This window comes from Trinickia camelliae, assembly GCF_053525655.1.
The window spans coordinates 14,670-36,462 of sequence record NZ_JBCHAA010000002.1 but is presented as its reverse complement, the minus strand read 5'-3'; the positions used below and the strand labels follow the sequence as shown (position 1 = coordinate 36,462).

Genomic DNA, 21,793 nt, shown 5'->3' with positions numbered 1-21,793 from the left:
TCAAACCCGTGCGGCAGCGTGACGCATCGAGAAATTGCTGCGTCGCACTGGCAATGGGCTAGGGAAAACCCTATAATTCTTCTTAAGGGAAAACCCTAGTCCATTGTCCAACAGGAGTCGCTCATGAGCTTTATCCTCGCCCTGATCCAAAAGGCCAGCGACCTTTTCGCATCGCCGCACCTGCCGCTCGATTCGGATTATTCGTACGAAGCGCGCCACCTCGAAGCTGAGCGCATCCGCCGCTCGCAGATCTCGCTCGTCGGATTGATGCGCCGCTAAGCCGCGCAAAACCTCGGCAAGCCCGGTAGTCAGCCGGGGCTTGCGGGTCTTCTCGAACGCCGGCACGCACCACGTGCGCCGGCGTTTTGTTTTTTCAGCGCACGGGTTGAAGTGACCCCAAAGATTTCCTGTCCGTTACGGATGTAACGTGCTGCGCGCCATTTCCAACGCGGAAATAGGGCCGTTACGCCCGTCTCACTTTGTCTGTATAGACCTCCCCGTCTGTTTCTGTCGTCCGAGCCGCGAGTTTCGGTTGAAATTTCGCCTTACAACCGCTCACTTCCCCACAGCCTCGAGCCCAGTACATTGGTTTCCAAGCGCACGGCTTGAAGCGCGTCGCCGGAACGCCGCCTTTCGAGCGGCAGGCGCCGCGCCCAAATAGGTTTCCGCGCAGGCACGAGCCGTGCGGCATTACCGGATATTGACTCGACTACTGGAGAACGACGATGAAACTCAAGATGAAGATTTCGCATTCGATCGCCGCCGCGCTCGTTGCAGGGGGCGCACTCTTGGCCGCAGGATCGGCCTCGGCCCAGATGGTGTACCGCGGCGCGCCGCAACCGGGGTATGACGCGCCGCATGTGATCCCTGTCGACATCAACATCTCGCTTGGCTGGCATGGCGACCGCTACTGGGACGGCCACCGCTACTGGGCTCACGATGACTGGATGCGCCGCCATCCGCACGATCACGACCCGTACCACGACCATGACCACGGCGACCACGGGGATCACGGCGACCACGGAGATTACCGCCAGTAAGTAAGCGTCACGCTGTGTGATGGCACGAGCCCCGCGTCTTGGACGCGGGGCTTTTCATTTTTGTGGCTCGTTTGCCTCTTATTTGCCGCTCATTTACCGCTACGCCAAGTCTTCAGCAATAGCGCGTTGGTCACGACGCTCACGCTCGAAAACGCCATCGCCGCGCCCGCGAGCATCGGGTTGAGCAGGCCGAACGCCGCGAGCGGAATCCCCACCAGGTTGTAGACGAACGCCCAGAACAGGTTCTGGCGGATCTTGCGATACGTGCGCCGCGAAATATCGATCGCATCGGCGACGAGCGCGGGGTCGCCGCGCATCAGCGTGATGCCGGCGGTGTGCATCGCGACGTCGGTTCCGGTCGACATCGCCATGCCGATATCGGCGGCGGCGAGCGCGGGCGCGTCGTTGATGCCGTCGCCGGCCATCGCGACGATGCCGCCGGTGCGTTGCTTCAACTCGCTCACGACGCGCGCCTTGTCGGCGGGCAGCACGTTCGCGTGGAATTCGCGGATGCCGAGCGCCGCCGCGACGCTCGCCGCGCTGCCGTGGTTGTCGCCCGTCACGAGCACGCTCGTCACGCCGCGCGCGGCGAGGCGTTCGATGGCGTCGCGCGCGCTTGGCTTGACGGTGTCGCCGAACGCGATCAGCGCGAGGGCGGCGGCGGGCGTGTTCGGGGTCGCGAGGCTCATCAGCCAGGACACGGTGTTGCCGGCCGCTTCGAATTCCTTGGCGCGCGCCGCGATAGCGGCCGGCAGATCGATGCCCAGCTCGGCGAGCCAGCGGCTGCTGCCGATGGCGAGCGTGCGGCCTTCGACTTCGGCTTGGACGCCGCGTCCCGGCACGGCCAGCGCGTGCGCGGCTTTCGGCTGCGTGCCCGGCTCCGCCGCAGCAACGAGCGCCCGCGCGAGCGGATGATCGCTGCCGCGCTGCACGGCGGCGGCCAGCGCGAGCGCTTCGCTGCGCCCCATGCCGACCGCGACAGGTTCGAACGCGACAGGTTCGAAAGCGACCACCGACGGCTTGCCGGCCGTCAGCGTGCCCGTCTTGTCGAACGCGACGATCGACACGCGCTGCGCCAGTTCGAGCGCTTGCGCGTCCTTGATCAGCACGCCATGGCGCGCGGCGACGCCGGTGCCCGCCATGATCGCCGCGGGCGTCGCGAGCCCGAGGGCGCAAGGGCAGGCGATCACGAGCACGGACACCGCGTTGAGAATCGCGCTCTCGCCCGACACCCCGGCCAACAGCCAGCCGCACAGCGTGACGAGCGCGATTGCGAGGATCGCCGGCACGAAGACGGCGCTCACGCGATCGACGAGCCGCTGGATCGGCGCCTTCTCCGCCTGCGCGGTCTCGACGAGCCGGATGATGCGCGCGAGCGTGGTCTCGGCGCCGGTCGCGCTCGTCGTCACGGCGATCAGGCCGTCGCCGTTGATCGAACCCGCCGTCACGCGCTCCCCCGCCTCCTTGGCGACCGGCAGGCTCTCGCCGGTGATCAGCGATTCGTCGATATGCGTGCGGCCTTCGAGCACGACGCCGTCGACCGGCACGCGCTCGCCGGGCCGCACGACCACAACCGTTCCCACTCGAACCTCGGCGAGCGGCACATCGCGTTCGTGACCGTCGCCGCCGCGGATGCGGGCGCGATCGGGACGCAGCGCGTTGAGGGCGCGGATGGCGTCGGTGGTCTGGCGCTTGGCGCGCGCTTCGAGCCACTTGCCGAAGCGCACCAGCACGATGACGACCGCCGACGCTTCGAAGTAGAGGTGCGCCATCTCGCCGGGATGCGCGGCCGTCTGCCAGACGGAGAGCCCGTACGCCGCCGATGTGCCAAGCGCGACGAGCAGATCCATGTTGCCGGCCTTCGCGCGCAGCGCCCGCCACGCGGCGGAGTAGAAGCGCGCGCCGAAGCCGAACTGCACGATGGTCGCGAGCGTCAGCTGCAGCCACACCGGCGGCGCGAGCGGCGTGCTCGACCATTCGGTGAGCATCGGCAGCATCAGCGGCAGCGTCAGGAGCGCCGCGACGATGAGCGCGTTGCGCTCGCGGCGGTCCTGACGGCGTTTGCGGGTGTCGGTATCGGTGGCCTCGGCGCCGGGCTGAGCGGCCGCTTCGGGTGCCGCAACCGGGCGCGCTTCGTAGCCTGCCTGCACCACGACGGCCACGAGCCCGTCGACGTCGAGCGGCGCATCCGAGGCAACCGTGGCGCGCTCCGTCGCCAGATTGACGGCGGCGCGCGCCACGCCCGGCGTGCGCGCGAGCGCCTTTTCGATACGTGCTGCGCACATCGCGCAGGTCATGCCGCCGATCTCGAGTTCCGTCGTAACGAGCGGGATGGCGGCAGTGGTGGGTTCGGACAAGTCGGTCATGACGAAGTGGGCTCGAAGGCGGTGCTCGAAGGCGGCAATGGCCGATGACGAATTCAGTATTGAGCTTCCCATGATGGGAAGGTCAAGCCCGGCTTGCGTGTATGCCGGCCCTTGGAAGATGACGAGCCGATGACGAGCGCGCCGGTCAGCGCCGACAACGTCAAATAGTGCAAGAACCGGGTTCCGCACGCGATTTCGCAACGCTTCCGCCTTGTTCTTGCTTAGCCGGCGAGGATACGATAAAACGCCTTTTCAAGATCAAGAAGCACAGCGCGCGCGGACCGGACCGGGGTCTGCGGGAAGCGCTGCATCGCTGGCCTGTCACGGCCGGCTGCCCGGCAAGCGTCGCCCAACACCACCCAATGATAAGAAAATCGCTGCTTTCGACGGCCTGCGCATCGCTCGCGGGCCTGGCGTTCCTCGCGGGTTGCGCCGCCAATCATCCCGCGCCCGCTCCGGCGGACAACCACGGCTGGATCAAAGACGAAGTCGCCGACTCCTATGTGTTCGGCTATCCGCTCGTGCTGATGCAGAACTCGCGCAGCGCGGCGATCGGGGACGACGGTACGCAGCCCGGCCAGGCGCCCGTGAACACCTTGCGCCACGAACAGGCGCAGCCGCCCGTCGGCGCGGCCAATCCGCCGACGCCCGACGTCGATACGCTGGCTTCGAACGGCTGGCTCGACTTGAGCGCCGAACCGGTTGTCGTGACGCTGCCGGATAGCCGCGGCCGCTACCTCGGCGCGCGCGCGCTCGACATGTGGAGCAACGTGATCTGGTCGACGGGCGCGGACGCCAACCCGCGCACCGGCGCCGCCAAGACGCAAACGATTGCCTTCGTCGCGCCCGGCTGGGACGGCAAGCTGCCGAAGAACGTGCAGCGCGTCGATGCGAGCTCGGCGAACGTCTGGTTGTCGGTGCGGATTCAGTCGAACGGTCCGCGTGACCTGACGGCGGTCAAGAAGCTGCAGCGCCTGATTCGCGTCGTGCCGCTGTCGGTGTACACGGGCGACGCGCGCGGCTCGTCGATGGCGACGCGCGGCGGCCCCGCCGACACCGCGCCGGAAGCCGCGCCGGCCGCGCAAGTCGCCGCGCTCGACGCCAACGCGTTCTTCACCCAGCTCGCCAACGCGCTGCAAGACAACCCGCCGACGCCCGCCGATCCGCACGCACTCAAGATCCTTGCCGATCTCGGCGTGAAGCCGGGCGAGCCCGTGAAGCTGCCGGACGGCGCGGCCGACGCGATCGCCGCAGGTCTCGCCGACGGACGCGCCCGCGTCGCGGCGGTGCCGGCCAATGCGCTCACGGCGAACGGCTGGAGCTGGCTCGGCGACGACGTTGGCCACTACAGCAACGACTATGCGCTGCGCGCCTACGCGGCCTACGCGCAGCCGGGCAGCGCCACGAAGGACGACGAGGTGCGGCCGACCGTGACGATCGACAGCGACGGCCAGGCGTTGAACGGCGCGAACCGCTACGTGCTCCACTTCGACGCGAAGGCGCTGCCGCCGGTACGCGCGTTCTGGACGATCACGCCGTATACGGCGGACGGCGCGCTGCCCGACACCGACGCAGCGCGCCGCTCGATCGGCTCGCGCGACCGGCTGCGCCGCAACCGCGACGGCTCGGTCGACATCTACGTGTCGGCGAATTCGCCGGGCAAGGCGCGCGCATCGAACTGGCTGCCGACGCCGCGCAGCGATTTCAAGCTCGTCATGCGCCTGTACGCGCCGAAGCCGCAGGCCACCGACGGCAACTGGCAGCCGCCCGCAGTCCAACGGCAATAATTCGGCCGCTGACATGAATGAGCGGAGTCCGCCGCCTATACTTCCGAGCGGCGGACTCTTGTTTTTTTGCGCGGCGGTTTCGCGTCGATAAATAGGCAATAAAGCATGGCAAGTCCAAGCAAAGCAGCTCTGGTTTCCTCGTTGCAGACATTGCGCTCGGCAGCGCAATCGAATCGCGCGAAGCGCACCGCGATCTGGCTGCTGATCGTCGTCGTGCTGTTCGGGCTGCTCGGCTTTTTCGCGGCGCCGCCGCTCATCAGGCACATCGCCGAGCAGCAGTTGAGCAAGCAGCTCGACCGGCCGGCCAGCATCGGGCGCATCGCGCTCAATCCCTACACGCTCAATCTCGAAGCCGACAACATTCACGTCGGCGAGCGCGGCGGCGCGGGCGAGTTCGTCGATATCTCGCGGCTCGTGGTGCAGGCGTCGTGGTCGTCGCTGTTTCGTCTCGCGCCGATCGTCGACGAAATCAAGGTCGATTCGCCGCGCATTCATATCGTTCGCTACGACGCGCAACGTTTCAATTTCACCGACCTGATCGAGAAGTTCTCGACGCCGAGCAAGCCCGCAAGCAAGCCGACGCCGTTCTCGATCTCGAACATCCAGATCGAAAACGGCAGCTTCTATTTCGACGATCAACTGCTCGGCCAGAAGCACGTCGTCGATCAGTTCGCGCTCGGCGTGCCGTTCATCGCGACGCTGGCGTCGAAGACCAACATCTTCGTCGATCCGCGCCTGCGCGCGCGCATCGACGGCAGCCCGCTCGCGATCGACGGCAAGACCAAGCCGTTTGCCGCGTCGCGCGAATCGGAAGTCGCGCTCAAGTTCGACGGCATCGACGTGCCGAGGATGCTGTCGTACGTGCCGGCCAAGCTGCCGGTGACGGTAACCTCGGGCAAGCTCGCGAGCGACTTGAAGCTGAACTTCGTGATGGAAGGCGAGACGCCGACGCTCACCGTGACCGGCACCACCGATCTCACGGAATTGGCGGTGGTCGATGCCGCGAAGGCGCCGCTTATCGCGGCGAGCGGCGTGCACGTCGCGGCCGCGGAGTTGCAACCGCTCAAGAGCGTGTTTCATTTCGATGACATCCACATCGATCAGCCCGTGGTGAATCTCGCACGCGAGAAGGACGGCACGCTTTCCATCGTGCGTGCGGTGACGCCGCCTGCCTCTGCGGCGAGCGAGGCGGTTGCGGCGTCGGCTCCGGCTGCGTCGTCTGCGGCCACGGCCGAATCGAAGCCTTCGGTGCCGCTCGATCTGTCGATCAAGCGCTTCGCCATCAACGACGGCACGATCCATATCGACGACCGCGTCCCGGCGCAGCCGATGTCGGTCGGGCTCACGCATCTGGCCGTCGGGCTCGACGATTTTTCGACGCTCGCGAAGACGCCAGCCCGCTACACGTTCAACACCGATCTTCAAAACGGCGGCTCGGTCGGGCTCGCGGGCTCGTTCGGCCTCGTCGCGAAGACCGCCGACGCGAAGGTGACGCTCGCATCGATCCCGCTGCCGATCGCGCAGCCGTATATCGAAGGCGTGACGTCGGCACGCGTGACCGACGGCACGCTCAGCACGACGGTGAACGCCACCGCCGACTGGTCGAAGTCGCCGGTCGCGGTGCAGGTCGGCGACAGCGAGGTGGACCTCAAGTCGCTCAAGATCGCGGGCAACGATGCGAAGACGCCGGCCGTGGCGCTCGCGGACGGTCACGTCGCGATCAAGCAGATCGACTTGACCGCGCGCACCGCCGACATCACGAGCATCGAGGCGACCGGCCTCGCCATCAACGCGCAGCGCATGAAGGACGGCCGTATCGATCTGCAGACGCTCGCCGCGCCGCGCCAGGCCGCGCCGGAGCGCAAGGTCGCGCACAGCGCGCAGCAGGCGGAGGCGCAAGGGCCGGCGTGGCGCTACAAGATCGGCTCGTTCACGTTGAAGGACGCGTCGGCCGATTTCGTCGACAACAGCACGCCGCAGCCCGCGAAGCTGAGCTTCACGCCGATCCAGCTTTCGGTTCAGAACATCAGCGACGACTTGAGCAAGCCGCTGCCCGTCACGCTGCAGGCGACGCTCAACAAGAAGGGCTCGGTCGACTTGAAAGGCGACGTGACCGCGAGTCCGCTCAAGCTCGCGCTGAACGTGAACAGCAACCGGCTCGACGCAGCCGCGTTCGAGCCGTACTTCGGCGGCAAGCTCAATGCGACGATGGCGAGCGCGCTCTTGAACCTGAAGGGCGATCTTGCGTTCGCGCAGACGGAGAAGACGATGAGCGCGTCGTATCGCGGCGACGCGGCGCTCGTCGACGTGCGCCTGCTCGATCGCGTGAATTCGACGCCGCTCGCGGGCTGGGGTGCGCTGTCGCTCGCGAACCTGAAAGCGCGCTACGACGAGCACGGCACTGATGTCGACGTCGGCCGCGTGACGTTCACCAACTTCTTCGGACGCGTGCTGCTCGATGCGCAAGGCAAGCTGAATCTGAACGATGTGATCGCGCAGCAGAAATCGGCGGAGCAGGGTAAGGGTGCGCCGGTTCCGCTGACGCCGGGCGCGGAGGCGGCGCCGGCTTCGGCCGCGGCCGTCGCGCAGCAAGCATCGGCGGCTGCGGCGGCTTCCGCAAGCGCGCATGTCGCCGCGCCCGCAGCTGCTTCATCGGCCACGGCCAGCGCCGCGCCGAGCGCGCCGGTCAACCTGCGCTTTGGCCAACTGGTGCTGCAAAAGGGCCGCGTGAACTACACCGACGACTTCATCAAGCCGAACTACACGGCGAATCTCGTCGACATCACGGGCACGATCGGCGCCTTCGGCACGCAATCGACGACGCCCGCGCCGGTCGACGTCGGCGCGAAGCTCGAGGCGAACGGCCCGATCTCGATCCGCGGCACGGTGAACCCGCTTCTGAAGAAGCCGCAGCTCGACCTGACCGCGACCGCGCACGGCATCGAGCTCACGAACCTCACGCCGTACTCCGCGAAATATGCGGGCTACCCGATCACGAAGGGCAAGCTCAATGTCGATCTGAGCTACAAGCTCGACAACGATCAGCTGAGCGCGAACAACCACATCTTCATCGACCAGCTCACGTTCGGCGACCACATCCAGAACGACACGGCGACGAAGCTGCCGGTGCGTCTCGCGATCTCGCTCTTGAAGAACTCGCGCGGTCAGATCGACGTGAACATTCCGGTGTCGGGGTCGCTCGCGAACCCTGAATTCAGCATCGGCGGCGTGATCTGGCACGCGTTCGTGAACTTGATCGAGAAGGCGGTGACCGCGCCGTTCTCGCTGCTCGCCAACGCATTTGGCGGAGGCGGCGAGGATCTCGGCTACGTCGAGTTCGATCCGGGCTCGGCCAAGCTCACCGACGCGACGACGCAGAAGCTCGACACCATCGTCAAGGCGCTCAACGACAAGCCCTCGGTGAAGATCGACCTGATCGGCCGCGTCGACCCCGCTATCGATACGCCCGGGCTGCGCCTCGTCTACGTCGACCGCCTCGTGCGGCAGGAGAAGCTGAAGGATGTGATCGGGCACGGCGAGAGCGTCGATCCGTCGACGGTGAAGGTCGATCCGAAGGAGTACGACGACTATCTGACGAAGGTGTACAAGAATGCGGACTTCAAGAAGCCGCGCAACTTCATCGGCTTGACGAAGAGCATCCCCGCCGACGACATGAAGACCGCGCTCGCCGAGCATGCGCCGATCGACGACGCGAGTCTGCGTGCGCTCGCGCAGCAGCGTGCGCAAGCCGTGCAGCAGTATTTCGAGGGCAAGGTCGATTCAAGCCGCGTGTTCATCGTCGCGCCGAAGCTCGACGCACAAGACATCAAGGACAAGGGCGCGACGACGCGGGTTGATTTCGGCTTGAAGTGACGCGACATTGACGTGACTCAAACCACCACTAGGCGCATGAACGAAGAACGGTTGGCAGGGCACAGAGGCATGGTCCGGAAAGTGCGCGAGACCGGTGCCGCGTTACTCCTCGCGGCGCTCTGCGCAGCCTGCGCGGGCCCGCACCCGCCGCCGGGCGCCAAGCTTTACGCGCGGGAATATTTCGGCACCGTGCAGGGCCAAAACGTCACCGACCAAGTCGAATTCTTCGGCGAGGGCTTCACGCCGAACAAGCCGGTGGTGCTACGCGTTGACCACCTCCCGGGTCGCGCGCCGGACGCCGCCTTCGCCGTCCCGGGCGTGCCGTCGGCGGACCAGTACGGCTTCCTCGATTTCTATTACGAGCCAACGTGTCTTTATAAATTTGGCGACCGGTCGACGGTCGAACGGCCGATCCGCGTGGCCGCGACCGATGTTGCCGGATGGACGGTGTATTCCGACTCGCTCACGGCTCAAAGTTTCGCGTGCGAATCGCCGCCGCCTAACGGCACCCAAAATGTGGCGCCAGTCAAGTGAGGGCACTTTCAGCAACGTTTGGCGAGGCAGTGACGACGGCGTACTTCACGAAGGAATCAACGTGAAGTACGCGTTCGTCGCGGTTTGCGGGTGCTACTGGTCAGCTTTAGTCTTGCAGAAGTGATTCCTCGGCCGTTTGCCAGTGTTCAGTGACGCTCTTGTCCGTTATGCGTACTTTTGCAAGCAAAGGCACGTAGCCGCGCAGCTTGGTTTCGCTCACTGCGCGTACTTCTGAGCGATAAACCTCCTGAACGACTCTGGTGCCGTCCTGGAATTCAACGGTATATCCATCAATGGGGCCCCACCGCCCCTTCGGAACAGGTTCTACGTAGACGTACGGCATATGACATCTCCAGCGTTATAAAAAGCACTGGGCGGTTTCGGAGTGACTTGCTATCAGCCGGACGGCAAATCTTCGAACATCCACCTCTTGTATAAGAGCGTACCGAGGAAAAGGATGCCCGGGCTGCCGGAAGACAGCCATTGATTCAAAAGAAAAATATTTATAAATCAATGTATTGCGCGGAAAATATCACGATATGAAAGCTTTTTTCCCGATGCGCAGTACCCGCAACGTGTCATGGCCAAGCTAATTTTGGGACGCGAGCCCTCATTTCGCATTATGGGATTGTTGGCGGCCTGAGCTTGACTAAGAGATGAGCGCCGCAGATCTCCTGCGGACGGTATCGGAGTCCCGGCATTAACAACACGTCGCTGCTTACGGCCACAGTTTCCGGTAATAAGAACTTGAAAGATTCCAGACTCGGTCAGTTTTACTTAGGCATTCTTATCATTTGGCAAAAATGCCTAGGGTGTAAGTGGAGGAGATAAATTGTGACATGGGTGAGTCTTGTCACATCGGCGTAAACGCGCATGTCTTACACTCTTTTGCTCGTGTTAAAAGTAGTCCCTCGCAGCCGTCGCCGCTTCGGCGACGTGTAGTCAATTCAACAGAACGATTGTTTTAAATCCAGGAAATGGCAACAGGTAAAGTCAAGTGGTTTAACGATGCAAAGGGTTTTGGGTTCATCACGCCGGACGATGGCGGCGAAGACCTCTTTGCGCACTTCTCCGAAATTCAGGCTAAAGGCTTCAAGTCCTTGCAGGAAGAGCAACGCGTGACCTTCGAGGTCAAGCAGGGACCAAAGGGTAAGCAAGCGGCCAATATCCAGCCGCAGTAATCCGTCGCCTTTCATCACGCTTTATCAAAGACATATGGCTCTTCACGAGCCGTATGTCTTGACTCACCGCCAGGTCGAGGATTGTTCGTGCGTAACGACGATACGCATGAACTTGCCGCAGGCCGCCATCTTGCATGACTCGGCTAAATACGTTTTAGCAACAGAGACATGGGGTTCGCTGATGTCAATCCGCGTGTCCGGACTTGAAATTGCCAAAACGAGTAGCTAGCGTTAGCAAGTGTGCCGGCAACTACAGCGACACTCCTGAGAGATATCGAACAACCTGAATCGACGCGCTCAAACCATCAACGGAAGTTTAAAAGGTAGTACTGCTACCAAATAATGTGTATAGCGGGGAATCGTCGTTGAGCAGGCGCGAATATCTTGGACGCAAACCCTAACCGAGGAGCAAGAGTCATGACGAAGCGGATTGCATATGTAACCGGAGGCATGGGGGGAATCGGAACGGCGATATGCCAGCGTCTGCACAAGGATGGATTCACGGTAGTGGCGGGCTGCGGAGTGAAATCCCCGCGACGGGCTCGCTGGCTGGCAGAGCAAGCCGAACTGGGTTTCTCCTTTGTCGCGTCGGAGGGCGATGTCGCCGACTGGGAGTCGACTGAGGCGGCTTTCGCGAAGGTGAAGAAGGAGGTCGGCGACATCGACGTGCTCGTGAACAACGCCGGCATCACGCGGGACGGCGTGTTTCGCAAGATGTCACGGGAGAATTGGAACGACGTCATTGCCACGAACCTCACCAGCCTGTTCAACGTGACCAAGCAGGTCATCGAGGAGATGGTCGGTAAGCAGTGGGGCCGAATCATCAACATTTCGTCGGTGAACGGGCAGAAGGGGCAATTTGGCCAGACCAACTACTCGACGGCCAAAGCGGGCATTCACGGCTTTACGATGTCGCTTGCCCAGGAGGTTGCGACCAAGGGCGTCACGGTGAACACGGTATCGCCTGGGTATATCGGAACCGCTATGGTGCGCGCGGTGCGTCCGGAAGTATTGGAGGCGATCGTTCAGAGCATTCCGGTGCGCCGTTTGGGAGAGGCGACTGAGATAGCGTCGATTGTCTCTTGGCTGGCTAGCGATGACGCAGCATTCGCGACGGGAGCCGACTTCTCGTTGAACGGTGGCCTGCATATGTGCTAGTGATGGCCGGCGCCAGAACGACGATGTCAAGACCATGAACCCCGGCGCTCGCAATGAGCGCCGGACTCATTCTTCGACGACAAACAGGTATTCAAGTACGTCACCTGCTGCGCTTTAGCAGCACTTCTGCTTACACCCCTCTTTTTATGCGGCGAATCGCCGCAGATTTATCGCCGAATTACGCCCAATTCATGCGCGTGCGCAGTGCGGTTCGCTTTCATTATTCAGAACGGCTATTCATCGTAGAAAACCATCTGTAATATTCGGGGCCTGTTGAAACTCAAGGCACCCCCGAATCCTCTTCATGCACCGCCTTTCCCGAAAATTGACCGCATGGCTGGGCATCTTTGCGATCTGGCTGACGGTGCTTGGGCCGCTCGTGTCGCAAGTCGAGGCGCGCGCGTCGCACATGGAGATGCCGGTGTGCGGCGCCGATTCCGGCGCGCACGCGGACCACGGCCATCCATCGGGGAAGCAAGCGGGGCAGCACGCACAGCACGGTCTGCATCTCGACGCTTGCGGTTATTGCAGTCTTCTCGCGCATAGTCCGGCGCTCGGGACCGTGCCGCCGGTGCTGCAGAGCGCCCAGCAATCACCCGACTTCGTTTCTCCTGTCGCGCCCGCTGCCAAGCGGCGCTTCACACGTTATACGCGCGGCTATCCGCGCGCCCCGCCCATCGACGCCTGAACGCGTCTTCCCTTCATTCTTTTTGTAATTTGCTGATCCTGTCGATCCTTATATCGGCCGGACGGGCGTTCTTTGGGCTCCTAAACACATGTCTTTCGATCACGCTTCATCCGTTTTTCCGTTGACCACTAGGCCGTCGCTCGACGGTCGAAATCGCAGACGCGTCATTCACCTGGCCGTCGCGTCGCTCGCTGCCGGTGCGATCAGCTTTGCCCACGCGCAGACGCTGCCGCAAGGCGCGAGCGCGGCCGCGGCGGCACCCGTCGCGCAAACGCCCGCCGCCGACGCCCCTTCGCTGCCGCCGATCGAAGTGCTCGCCGCGCCGCCGTCCGATCCGCTCACGATCGTGACGGACCCGAAGACGCCGCGCCAGCCGCTGCCGGCCAGCGACGGCGCCGACTACCTGAAGACGATCCCCGGTTTCACGGCGATCCGAAGCGGCGGCACGAACGGCGACCTCGTGCTGCGCGGGATGTTCGGCTCGCGCCTGAACATCCTCACGAACGGCGCGGCGCTGCAGGGCGCGTGTCCCGGCCGCATGGACGCGCCGACGTCGTACATCGCACCCGAGAGCTACGACAAAGTTACTGTGATCAAGGGACCGGAAACGGTGCTGTACGGCCCAGGCGCATCGGCCGGCACGATCCGGTTCGAGCGCGACACGAAGCGCTTCGACAAGCCGGGCGTGCGCTTCGACGGCAGTGTCGTGGGCGGCTCGTTCGGCCGCAACGATCAGAATGCCGATTTGGCGGCCGGCAATCAGGATATGTACGCGCGCATCGTCGCCAACCACGCGCATTCGCAGGACTACAAGGACGGCGACGGCAACACCGTGCCTTCGCAGTGGGACAAGTGGAACGCCGATGCCGCGATCGGCGTCACGCCCGATGCGAACACGAAGCTCGAACTGACCGCGGGCACCGGCGACGGCTATGCGCGCTACGCGGGCCGCAGCATGGACGGCGTGCATTTCCGGCGCGATTCCTTCGGCCTGCGTTTCGACAAAAAGCACATCAATGATGTGCTCGAACGCATCGAGGCGCAGGTCTACTACAACGAGTTCGACCACGTGATGGACAACTACACGCTGCGCGAGCCCGATCCCAACAGCATGATGTCGATGCCGATGGCCTCCGAAGTGCGCCGTCGCACGTTCGGCGGGCGCGTTGCCGGAACCCTGCGTCTCGCGGACCCGCTCACGCTCGTGACCGGCATCGACTGGCAGACGAACAAGCTCGATACGCGTTCGGCGATGGCCATGATGGGCGCGACCTCGGTGGACTACGGCAGCAAGCCGTGGCTGTCGTCGGCGGCGCTGTGGAACGTGGGCGCGTTGGGCGAGCTCACGTGGGACTTGGCCGATACGAAGCGCGTAATCGCGGGCGCGCGAGTGGACCGTTCGAGCGCGCGCGACGATCGCGCGACCGCGGGCAGCATGGGAATGACGATGCCGAACCCGACCTACGGCAACGAACGCACGAAGTACCTGCCGAGCGGATTCGTGCGCTACGAGCAGGACATCGCCGGCACGCCGGCCATGTGGTACGCGGGCATCGGCCACACGGAGCGCTTCCCCGACTACTGGGAACTGTTTTCGCCGACGAAAGGCCCGGCCGGATCGGTCAACGCGTTCTCGGCCATTCAGCCGGAAAAGACCACGCAGATCGATATCGGCGCGCAATACAAGACCGACAAGCTCGACGCATGGGTATCGGCCTATGCCGGGATGGTGCGGGACTTCATCCTGTTCAACTACGGCACGGGCATGATGGCGTCGATGTCGCAAGCGACCAATGTCAACGCGCGCATCATGGGCGGCGAAGCCGGCACGACGTGGCGGCCGACGAACAACTGGCGCTTCGAGACGTCGCTTGCCTATGCCTACGGTCACAACGCAAGCTCGGGCGGAGCGTTGCCGCAGATACCGCCGCTCGAAGCGCGCTTTGCGCTCGACTACACGTATCGCGCGTGGTCGGCGGGGGCGTTGTGGCGCGTGGTGGCGCCGCAGCGGAGCATCGCGCTCAACGAAGGCAACGTGGTCGGCAAGGACTTCGGGCCGAGCGCGGGGTTCGGGGTACTGTCGCTGCACGCGCAATACGACTTCAACAAGACGATGCAGTTGACGGTCGGCGTCGACAATCTGCTCAACAAGTCCTACTACGAGCATCTGAATCTGGCCGGCAACGCGGGCTTCGGTTTTTCGGCGAATACGCCGATCATGGAACCGGGGCGCACCGCGTGGGCGCGTTTGCGGATCAAGATGTAAAGATCGGGGGCGGCGAGAACGCTCAACAATCGCCGCGTTTGTTTCAACGCGCGCACCCGCTATGCAGCGGTGCGCGCGTCACTCGATTAGTGATACCTGTCTAAACAAGCGTTTCCTCTCTTACTTCACTTTCCGTTTGCTGTTTCACTGCTAGGCCTGCGTTCAGCAACGTCGCAGCGCAGGTCCGCATGAAATCCACGAAGTGAACGTACAGACAGGAGGGAAACGCATGTCGAGATCCATTCGAAAACGCACGCTCGCCGGTTTCATGGCGCTTGCGCTGAGCAGCACGCAATTCGCAGGACTAACCGCTTTTCTCTCGCTGTCGAGCGCGCGCGAAGCGGCTGCCGCCGTCGCGCCCGCGGCCACCGACGATTACGCCGATACGCGCTATCCGATCATCCTCGTACACGGCCTCTCGGGCACCGACAAATACGCCGGCGTGCTCGACTACTGGTACGGCATCCAGTCGGATCTCGAGTCGCACGGCGCGACGGTCTACGTCGCGAACCTTTCCGGTTTTCAAAGCGACGCCGGCCCGAATGGGCGCGGCGAGCAACTGCTCGCGTACGTGAAGCAGGTGCTGGCGGTGACGGGCGCGCAGAAGGTCAATCTGATCGGCCATAGCCAGGGCGGGCTGACCTCGCGCTATGTCGCGGCGGTGGCGCCGGACCTGGTGGCGTCGGTGACGACGATCGGCACGCCGCACTGGGGCTCGCAATTCGCGGACTTCGTCGCCGAGGTGCTCGCGAAAGACCCGACCGGGCTCGCCGCCCCGATCATCGGCTCGTTCGCGAACGTGCTCGGCACGCTCTTCAGCAGCAACCTCAACACGAATCAGAACGCGCTTGCCGCGCTCGCCACGCTGGAGTCAGCGAACGCCGCGTCGTTCAACCAGCAGTTCCCGAGCGCGGGGCTCGGCGCGCCGGGGTCGTGCCAGACGGGTGCACCGACGGAGACGGTCGGCGGCAACACGCACCTGATGTACTCGTGGGCCGGCAGTGCGATTCAGCCGACCTCGATTCTGGGCATCCAGGGCGCAACCGATACCAGCGTTGGGCTGCTCGACCCTGCCGACGTCACCGATCCGTCGACGCTCGTGCTTTACGGTACGGGCACGATCATGATCAATCGCGGTTCGGGGCAGAACGATGGTCTCGTTTCGGTTTGCAGCGCGCTTTACGGCAATGTGCTGAGCACGAGCTACAAGTGGAACCACCTCGACGAAATCAATCAGTTGCTCGGCATTCGCGGCGCCAATGCGGCGGACCCCGTAGCGGTGATTCGCGCGCACGCCAACCGGTTGAAGCTGCAGGGCGTGTAGCGATTCGCACGAGTTGGGGCTGGCCGCGTCGCGGGTCCGCAGGGCCGGGCGCGGACGCGATGGCGGGAACAACCGCCGCAACACGCGGGGCATGCAAACGATGGCACGTAACGGAAACGGATTGACGCGCCGGCACTACGGTGTGCTGTTTTTCGCGGCGAGTGTTGCGCTGGCCTGCGCCGTTTGGTTCTTCGCTGCATTGAAGAGCGCTAGCGGCCCAGGCACGGCGAAGGTTGCCGAAGCGCCGCACGCGGCAGCCGCAGCGGCGGCAAGTGCGACGGCGGCCGCGCCGAAAGCACTGCCAGCATCCTTGGCAGGCTCGTCGGTGCCGCGCCTGCCGGTCGGCGACGGCGGCCATTTGCTGAAGACGCGCGCCGTTCGCGATTTCTTCGACTATCTGATGACGGCGCAAGACGAAATGACCCCCGCCGCACTCGACGCGCTGGTCCGAAAACAAATCGCGGCCCAGCTCGACGGCGCGCCCGCGCAAGCCGAAGCGCTCGACGTATGGCGACGCTATCTGCTGTACCAGGATGGGCTGGGGCATTTGCCCGGGGTGCCCGCTTCGGCGGACGGCAAGCTGAACTTCGACGCCGTGCAGCTCGCGCTCGATCAGCGCGCATCGCTCGCCAGCCGCACGATGGGCGAGTGGGACGTGCCGTTTTTCGGCGACGAACGCCAGCATCAGCAGCTCGATCTCGAACGCATGCGCATCGCCGCCGATAGCTCATTGACCGATGCGCAGAAAGCCGCGCGGCTGCAGGCGCTCGATCAGCAACTGCCGCTGGAGGAGCGCGCGGCGCGCGAGCGCACGCGCAAGCAGCAGCAAGCGATCGATTCGATTGCGCAGATGCAGAAGCAGGGCGCGTCGGCGGATCAGTTGCGCTCGCAACTAACGCAGTCGCTTGGCCCTGACGCCGCCGCGCGCGTCGCGCAAATGCAAAGCGATGAGGAAGTCTGGCGCGCGAAGTACGCGGACTACGCGGCGCAGCGCGCGCAAATCGAGGCGATGGGGCTGCCCGCGCAAGCGCGCGACGCGCAGATCGCGCAGCTCAGACAACGGCTTTTCACGAAGCCGGGCGAGGCCATGCGAGCCGCTTCGCTCGATGGCGGCTCTTGAACCGCCAAGCGGTTCGCTGAGCGCGTCACCTCATGTCGATGCGGAACGTGATGATGCCGTTCGCCTCGCCGGGCGTGATCTTGTCGGCGTACTGGTAGTAGTCGGCGTTCATGACGACGCTGCGCTGGCCGACATTCGTCGAATCGGTAAGCCGGATCCACTGGTTGAGCGGCATGGGCGCTCTGGTGCCGTACTCGGTGAGCCGAATGCCGACGCCTGTCGCGGCCGGTTCGCCCGTCACTTGCAGGACGTCGTCGTGGCCTTCGACGGCCGTGCCGTCGAGGCTGATCGACAGCGGGGTCTGAATCGGCGTGCCGTAGCTGTCGCAGCGCAGGTTCAGCGACACCATCTGCTCTCCGACCGACGAGCCTACGCCGTTGAAGTTCGAGACGGTCCAGGTGCCCATGTTCACGATCTTGTTCTTCGAGTCGTTGGTGACGTTGCACGCGACGCCTTCGAACAGCGTATCGACGATGCGCTCGTGACCGATGTTGTGTCCGCCTTCTTCGACGGAGATCGTATCGAGCCCGAACACGTCGGTGGTGAAATTCGACGGCCGCACGGGCCCCGTCTTGATCATCTGGAGCGTCATGTTGTAGACGATCTTCGAGCCGTCGCCCGGGTGCTGAAAATTGAAGCTGCGATTCGTGCTGACGAGGGTGCCGTTGACCGTCACGCGCAAGCCGACGCCCGCAAGCGTCGTGGCCCACAGGTCGGTGCCGGGCATCACGCCCAAGGCGTTGTCGAACTCGACGGTCTCCGGAATCGCCTTGCCGTTCGTGCCTTTGTTGCAGGTCAGCGTGATCGTCCACTGATGCAGGTGGCCGAGCGGCGCGCCGTCGGGCACGTCGGCGTCGGAGGGGACGGTGCCGTTCGTGAGCGGATCGAGGTCGCCCCCGTCGGTCATGCAGTAGGCGTGGGCCGTGCTCGCCAGCGCCATCAGGCACAGCAAAGCGAACAGCCGGATGAACCGCGTGCTTTGCGCGGCGAGAATGAAAGGCATCGCGATCATGGGATATCCCCGTTAGTGGACGCGCCGGGCGCTGCGGGTGGCCCTGCCGCTTGCGGCACGGCATGCGCCGTGCGCGGCATGGCGGCCGGTTCGAGCGGTGTGCAGACGGCATCGGTTTCCGGCATGTCCGACTTCAAGCGCAAGCCGGTCACATCGAACGTCAACTTGCATTCGTCGCCTGCGCGCTTGCTCCAGCGCACGCGCAGCGTGCCGTGGTCGCCCGCGCCGGTGATGAAGCTCTGGCCGTCGGGGCCGACCATGCCGACTTCCTGGCCGTCTTCGTCGATGACGCGCGCGCCGAATGGAGGCGGCTTGCCGTTGTCGTCCTTGATGTCGAGGATCATGCGTCCGACCGACACCTTGAACGGCGCGAGCACGATTGCGCCGCGCTTGGGCGTGACGATCCGCGTGGCCGTTTGCACTTCCACCTGCCGGCCAAGGTCGGCGGTGCGCAGCGTGATGCGGTTGCGGCGGTACGGCGTGAGGTTGGGCACGACCGTGTAGCCCGCGCCGTCCGTGTGCACGCCGGGGTTGGCTTCGACGCCGACGTCGTCCGCGCCCGGCGCGGCGACGAGGGCGGCCGTCTCGCCGAGCGGCTGCGAGAACGTCACGCCGTGCCGATGGACGACCATGCCGCCCGCGGCCTCGACCGAGGTCTGCCCGCGATCGCGCGCTTGGGTCTGCGTCGCGGCGAATTCCCCGAAGCCCGCGCGGTAGTTCACGTTGGCCGAGCCGCTCACGCCGCCCGCTGGCGAGTGGTCGGTCTGCAGGCTGTAGCTCAAGCGCTGGTCGGCGAGCAGCGAGCCGCTGTAGGCCGCGCCTTCGTGCAGGCCGTCGTTGTCCGACATCAGCGACGCGGTTACGAACTGCGAGGTTTCCTCGGCCTTGCCGAGCGGCAACGACACCGAGAGCGCGATCTGCCGGCTCGAAGAGCCGTCGGCGCCATGATTGAGGCTGACGTTCAGGCTGAAGGGAATGCGTTTGTAGCTGCCCGTGTAGCCGAGCTGCAGCACGCGATCGCGGCCCGCATGGTTCCAGTAGCCCTGCTCCGTGAACTGGAGATACACGGAGCCCACGCTGCCGAGACTCTGCGAGATGTTGCTTTCGATGCGGTCGCGCGCATTGGCCGTGGTGAGCGCGAACGGATCGAGACTCACGGGCTGCACGAGGTCGGGCAGCGTGTGAAAGCCGCGCGTCGAGTAGCGATAGCCCGCGACGCGGAATTGCGTGCCGAGGGCGTCGAGCGACTTGTCGTACATGATGCGCAGCGATTGCCCGTGCTCGGCGCGGCCGTCCTGCAGTTGCGAGCGCGCATAGGTCACGTCGAGCGAAAACGCGCCGACGTAGCGCATATTCTTCGCCACGCCGAGCACCACCGACTGATAGATCGGCGCGACGGTCAAGCCGCCGTAGAGCGTGAGATCGTGCTTCAGTCCATGCGCGAGCGTCGCTTGCACGAATGTCGGGCTCTTGAGCGCGCCGGGAATGCGCAACACGCCCGCCGTCACGCCGTAGCGCCACGCTTTTTCGCGCAACAGCGCCGGAATGTTGCAATACGGCTGAATGAACGAGCGCCGGGAGCCGTCGGATTCGATCACGGTGACCTGGATGTCGGCGTTGGAGGTCGTTTCGTAGAGGTCGTCGATCGAAAACGGGCCCGGCGGCACATAGGTGCTGTAGATCAGAAAGCCGTTCTGGCGCAGCTCGACCTTCGCGTGCGTGAGTGCGATGCCGCGGATCACCGGCGCGTAGCCGCGCAGGCTGTCGGGCTCCATCGATTCGTCCGATTGGAGCTGAATGCCGCGAAACGCCATGCTGTCGAACATATCGTTCTGCGTGATCGCATCGCCGATCGTGACCTCGCCTTTGATCGAGGCGAGCGCGCGGCTCGCGTAGATGTTTTGCACTTGCAGCCGTGTGCTGTCCGCCGCGTGGTTGAGCATCGCGGTGCTGCGAAAGCGCCATGGGCCGACGTTCACGCCCGAGCGCAGCGAGGCGTACCAATCGAGGCCGCCGCCCGCTTCGCCGCCCGCATAGTTCTTCGCACCGCTCACGCGATAGTCGAAGAGCGCAGCGTTGATGCCGTTCTGCCATTCCGACGGGTCAATGGAGCCGCGCGCGACGTGCTTGAGCATCGCGTTCGGAATCGTCACGTTCAGAAGCCGCGCGTCGGCGTCGTAGCTGAAGCTCGCTTCGGGCATTTTCGCGGCGACGTCGATGCATTCGTCACGCGCTGCGCCGCGCAGCGCCGGAAAGGCTTCCTGGTTGATGCCGATGTCCGTGAGCAGCGCAGGCGTGACGCACGGTATCGCGCCGCGCAGGTTCGGCTGCGCGACGAACTCGATCTCGTGTGAGCCGGCGTGCTCGTCGTCGACCGTGACGTCGATGCGATGCTTGCCGGGCAGCGTCACGTTGCCGTTGGAAAACGCGTCCAGGTCGGCGGCTGTGAATTGCGCGGCGTCTTGTGGCGTATCGCCAATCTGCAGGAACTGCGCGTTAAAACGCGTGGGCGTGTTCGAGCCGCCCGCCGCGTCGAGCGCTTGCGCGAACGTATTCGTTTCAGGCGGCGCGATCCCAGGCGATGCATCACCCGCCGACGCTTGCGCCCATGCGGCGCCGGCAGCCTGCATCGCAATGCAGGCGCCAAGAAGCCAGCGCTTGAGCCATGTTGCCCGGCGAGCCGGGCGCTTCATCGCTCGGCTCGTGCCGTAACCGGACCCACGAGGGCGCCGAAGTCGTTGATCGTGGAGAACGTGATGTCGAGCGGGGTATTGCCTCCGTGTTTCTCGATCGAATGCTTGGCGTCGCCGAACGGCTCGACGTATTCGATATCGACGCTTTCGGCGGGCGCGAGCCCCGCATGCAGCGTGGCGAACGTGACGTAGTAAGGCGTCGGGTTATGGACTGTGAGCGTGCTGCCTTTGCCGTCGGGCGCGGTCTCGAGATGCCATTGCAGTTGCTTGGGCGCATCGGCCGGACTGCCCGGCAGGCTCGCCGGACGGTAGAACAGCTTGATGCGCGTGCGCACGGCGATTTGCAGGACGTTCTTGTCGCGCGACGCTTCGGGAATTTCCTTGACGTTCAGCCCGTACATCGATTCGCGGTCGGCCGGCAGCGGCTGGTTCGTCCGCATCACGCGCAGCATGTTCTGCTTGCCCGGGTCCAGCCGGGAAAGCGGCGGCGTGATGAAGAACGGCGCTTTCGCATGGGTGTCGCCGGTATCGATCCACGTCTGCACGACGAACGGCGCGCTATCGACGTCCTTGATCGAAACGGAAGCCTCGCGAGCCGATTCGTTGTAAATCACGCGCGTCGCGCCGACAACGATGCCGGCGTGTGCAGGTGAAGCGATCGCGGCTGCCAGGCACAGCAGGCCGGTGATCGGATAACGAAGGAATGCGAGGCGGTGCGTTCTCATGGCAAAGGACGCGCGACGCCAGGCGC

General features: G+C 64.4%; 17 protein-coding genes. 12 read left to right on the top strand and 5 right to left on the bottom strand.

The window, feature by feature from the left end:
- The first annotated feature begins 123 nt into the window (after positions 1-123).
- Both AAHK20_RS03655 and AAHK20_RS03650 read left to right on the top strand, forming a co-directional pair.
- Positions 124-279, top strand: coding sequence for a hypothetical protein (locus AAHK20_RS03655; RefSeq protein WP_449180081.1), 156 nt, complete (start codon positions 124-126; stop codon positions 277-279).
- Positions 280-725: 446 nt separating this feature from the next.
- On the top strand, positions 726-1,040 hold the full coding sequence (locus AAHK20_RS03650) for a hypothetical protein (RefSeq protein WP_449180080.1): 315 nt from the start codon (positions 726-728) through the stop codon (positions 1,038-1,040).
- Positions 1,041-1,129: 89 nt separating this feature from the next.
- On the opposite strand, the gene AAHK20_RS03645 is transcribed toward AAHK20_RS03650, so the two are convergent.
- Positions 1,130-3,406, bottom strand: coding sequence for a heavy metal translocating P-type ATPase (locus AAHK20_RS03645; protein ID WP_449180079.1), 2,277 nt, complete (start codon positions 3,404-3,406; stop codon positions 1,130-1,132).
- A 362-nt stretch (positions 3,407-3,768) separates the two neighbouring features.
- Between AAHK20_RS03645 and AAHK20_RS03640 the strand changes: the two genes are divergently transcribed.
- The 3 genes from AAHK20_RS03640 to AAHK20_RS03630 all read left to right on the top strand — a co-directional run bounded on the left by AAHK20_RS03640 (position 3,769) and on the right by AAHK20_RS03630 (position 9,600).
- On the top strand, positions 3,769-5,193 hold the full coding sequence (locus AAHK20_RS03640; RefSeq protein ID WP_449180078.1) for a DUF1254 domain-containing protein: 1,425 nt from the start codon (positions 3,769-3,771) through the stop codon (positions 5,191-5,193).
- Positions 5,194-5,298: 105 nt separating this feature from the next.
- Positions 5,299-9,066, top strand: a complete 3,768-nt coding sequence (locus AAHK20_RS03635) for a DUF748 domain-containing protein (protein WP_449180077.1) — start codon at positions 5,299-5,301, stop codon at positions 9,064-9,066.
- A 36-nt stretch (positions 9,067-9,102) separates the two neighbouring features.
- The gene (locus AAHK20_RS03630; protein ID WP_449180076.1) at positions 9,103-9,600 is read left to right on the top strand and encodes a hypothetical protein; all 498 of its coding nucleotides are present in this window, start codon (positions 9,103-9,105) and stop codon (positions 9,598-9,600) included.
- 106 nt (positions 9,601-9,706) lie between these two features.
- Here the strand turns inward: AAHK20_RS03630 and AAHK20_RS03625 are convergent, their stop codons facing one another.
- On the bottom strand, positions 9,707-9,943 hold the full coding sequence (locus AAHK20_RS03625; RefSeq protein ID WP_449180075.1) for a hypothetical protein: 237 nt from the start codon (positions 9,941-9,943) through the stop codon (positions 9,707-9,709).
- A gap of 634 nt (positions 9,944-10,577) precedes the next feature.
- Between AAHK20_RS03625 and AAHK20_RS03620 the strand changes: the two genes are divergently transcribed.
- The 7 genes from AAHK20_RS03620 to AAHK20_RS03590 all read left to right on the top strand — a co-directional run bounded on the left by AAHK20_RS03620 (position 10,578) and on the right by AAHK20_RS03590 (position 17,337).
- Positions 10,578-10,781: a cold-shock protein gene (locus tag AAHK20_RS03620; protein ID WP_449180074.1), complete on the top strand. Its 204-nt coding sequence runs from the start codon at positions 10,578-10,580 to the stop codon at positions 10,779-10,781.
- Positions 10,782-11,198: 417 nt separating this feature from the next.
- On the top strand, positions 11,199-11,939 hold the full coding sequence (gene phbB, locus AAHK20_RS03615) for an acetoacetyl-CoA reductase (protein ID WP_449180073.1): 741 nt from the start codon (positions 11,199-11,201) through the stop codon (positions 11,937-11,939).
- 53 nt (positions 11,940-11,992) lie between these two features.
- Positions 11,993-12,199, top strand: a complete 207-nt coding sequence (locus AAHK20_RS03610) for a hypothetical protein (RefSeq protein WP_449180072.1) — start codon at positions 11,993-11,995, stop codon at positions 12,197-12,199.
- A 44-nt stretch (positions 12,200-12,243) separates the two neighbouring features.
- Positions 12,244-12,627 (top strand): DUF2946 domain-containing protein, encoded by a 384-nt coding sequence (locus AAHK20_RS03605; protein WP_449180071.1) that lies wholly within the window; start codon positions 12,244-12,246, stop codon positions 12,625-12,627.
- Positions 12,628-12,715: 88 nt separating this feature from the next.
- Complete coding sequence (locus AAHK20_RS03600) at positions 12,716-14,893, top strand: TonB-dependent copper receptor (RefSeq protein WP_449180070.1); 2,178 nt, start codon at positions 12,716-12,718, stop codon at positions 14,891-14,893.
- Between the two features lie 229 nt (positions 14,894-15,122).
- Entirely contained in the window at positions 15,123-16,217 is a 1,095-nt protein-coding gene (locus AAHK20_RS03595) for a triacylglycerol lipase (RefSeq protein ID WP_449180069.1), read from the top strand.
- 100 nt (positions 16,218-16,317) lie between these two features.
- Positions 16,318-17,337, top strand: a complete 1,020-nt coding sequence (locus AAHK20_RS03590) for a lipase secretion chaperone (RefSeq protein WP_449180068.1) — start codon at positions 16,318-16,320, stop codon at positions 17,335-17,337.
- A gap of 25 nt (positions 17,338-17,362) precedes the next feature.
- Here the strand turns inward: AAHK20_RS03590 and AAHK20_RS03585 are convergent, their stop codons facing one another.
- The 3 genes from AAHK20_RS03585 to AAHK20_RS03575 are packed head-to-tail and all read right to left on the bottom strand — an operon-like array spanning position 17,363 to position 21,767.
- Positions 17,363-18,349 (bottom strand): fimbrial protein, encoded by a 987-nt coding sequence (locus tag AAHK20_RS03585; RefSeq protein WP_449180067.1) that lies wholly within the window; start codon positions 18,347-18,349, stop codon positions 17,363-17,365.
- The gene (locus AAHK20_RS03580; RefSeq protein ID WP_449180066.1) at positions 18,346-21,042 is read right to left on the bottom strand and encodes a fimbria/pilus outer membrane usher protein; all 2,697 of its coding nucleotides are present in this window, start codon (positions 21,040-21,042) and stop codon (positions 18,346-18,348) included. Before AAHK20_RS03580 ends, AAHK20_RS03585 begins: the two co-directional genes overlap by 4 nt.
- Positions 21,039-21,767, bottom strand: coding sequence for a fimbrial biogenesis chaperone (locus AAHK20_RS03575; RefSeq protein ID WP_449180065.1), 729 nt, complete (start codon positions 21,765-21,767; stop codon positions 21,039-21,041). Before AAHK20_RS03575 ends, AAHK20_RS03580 begins: the two co-directional genes overlap by 4 nt.
- Positions 21,768-21,793: the final 26 nt, after the last annotated feature.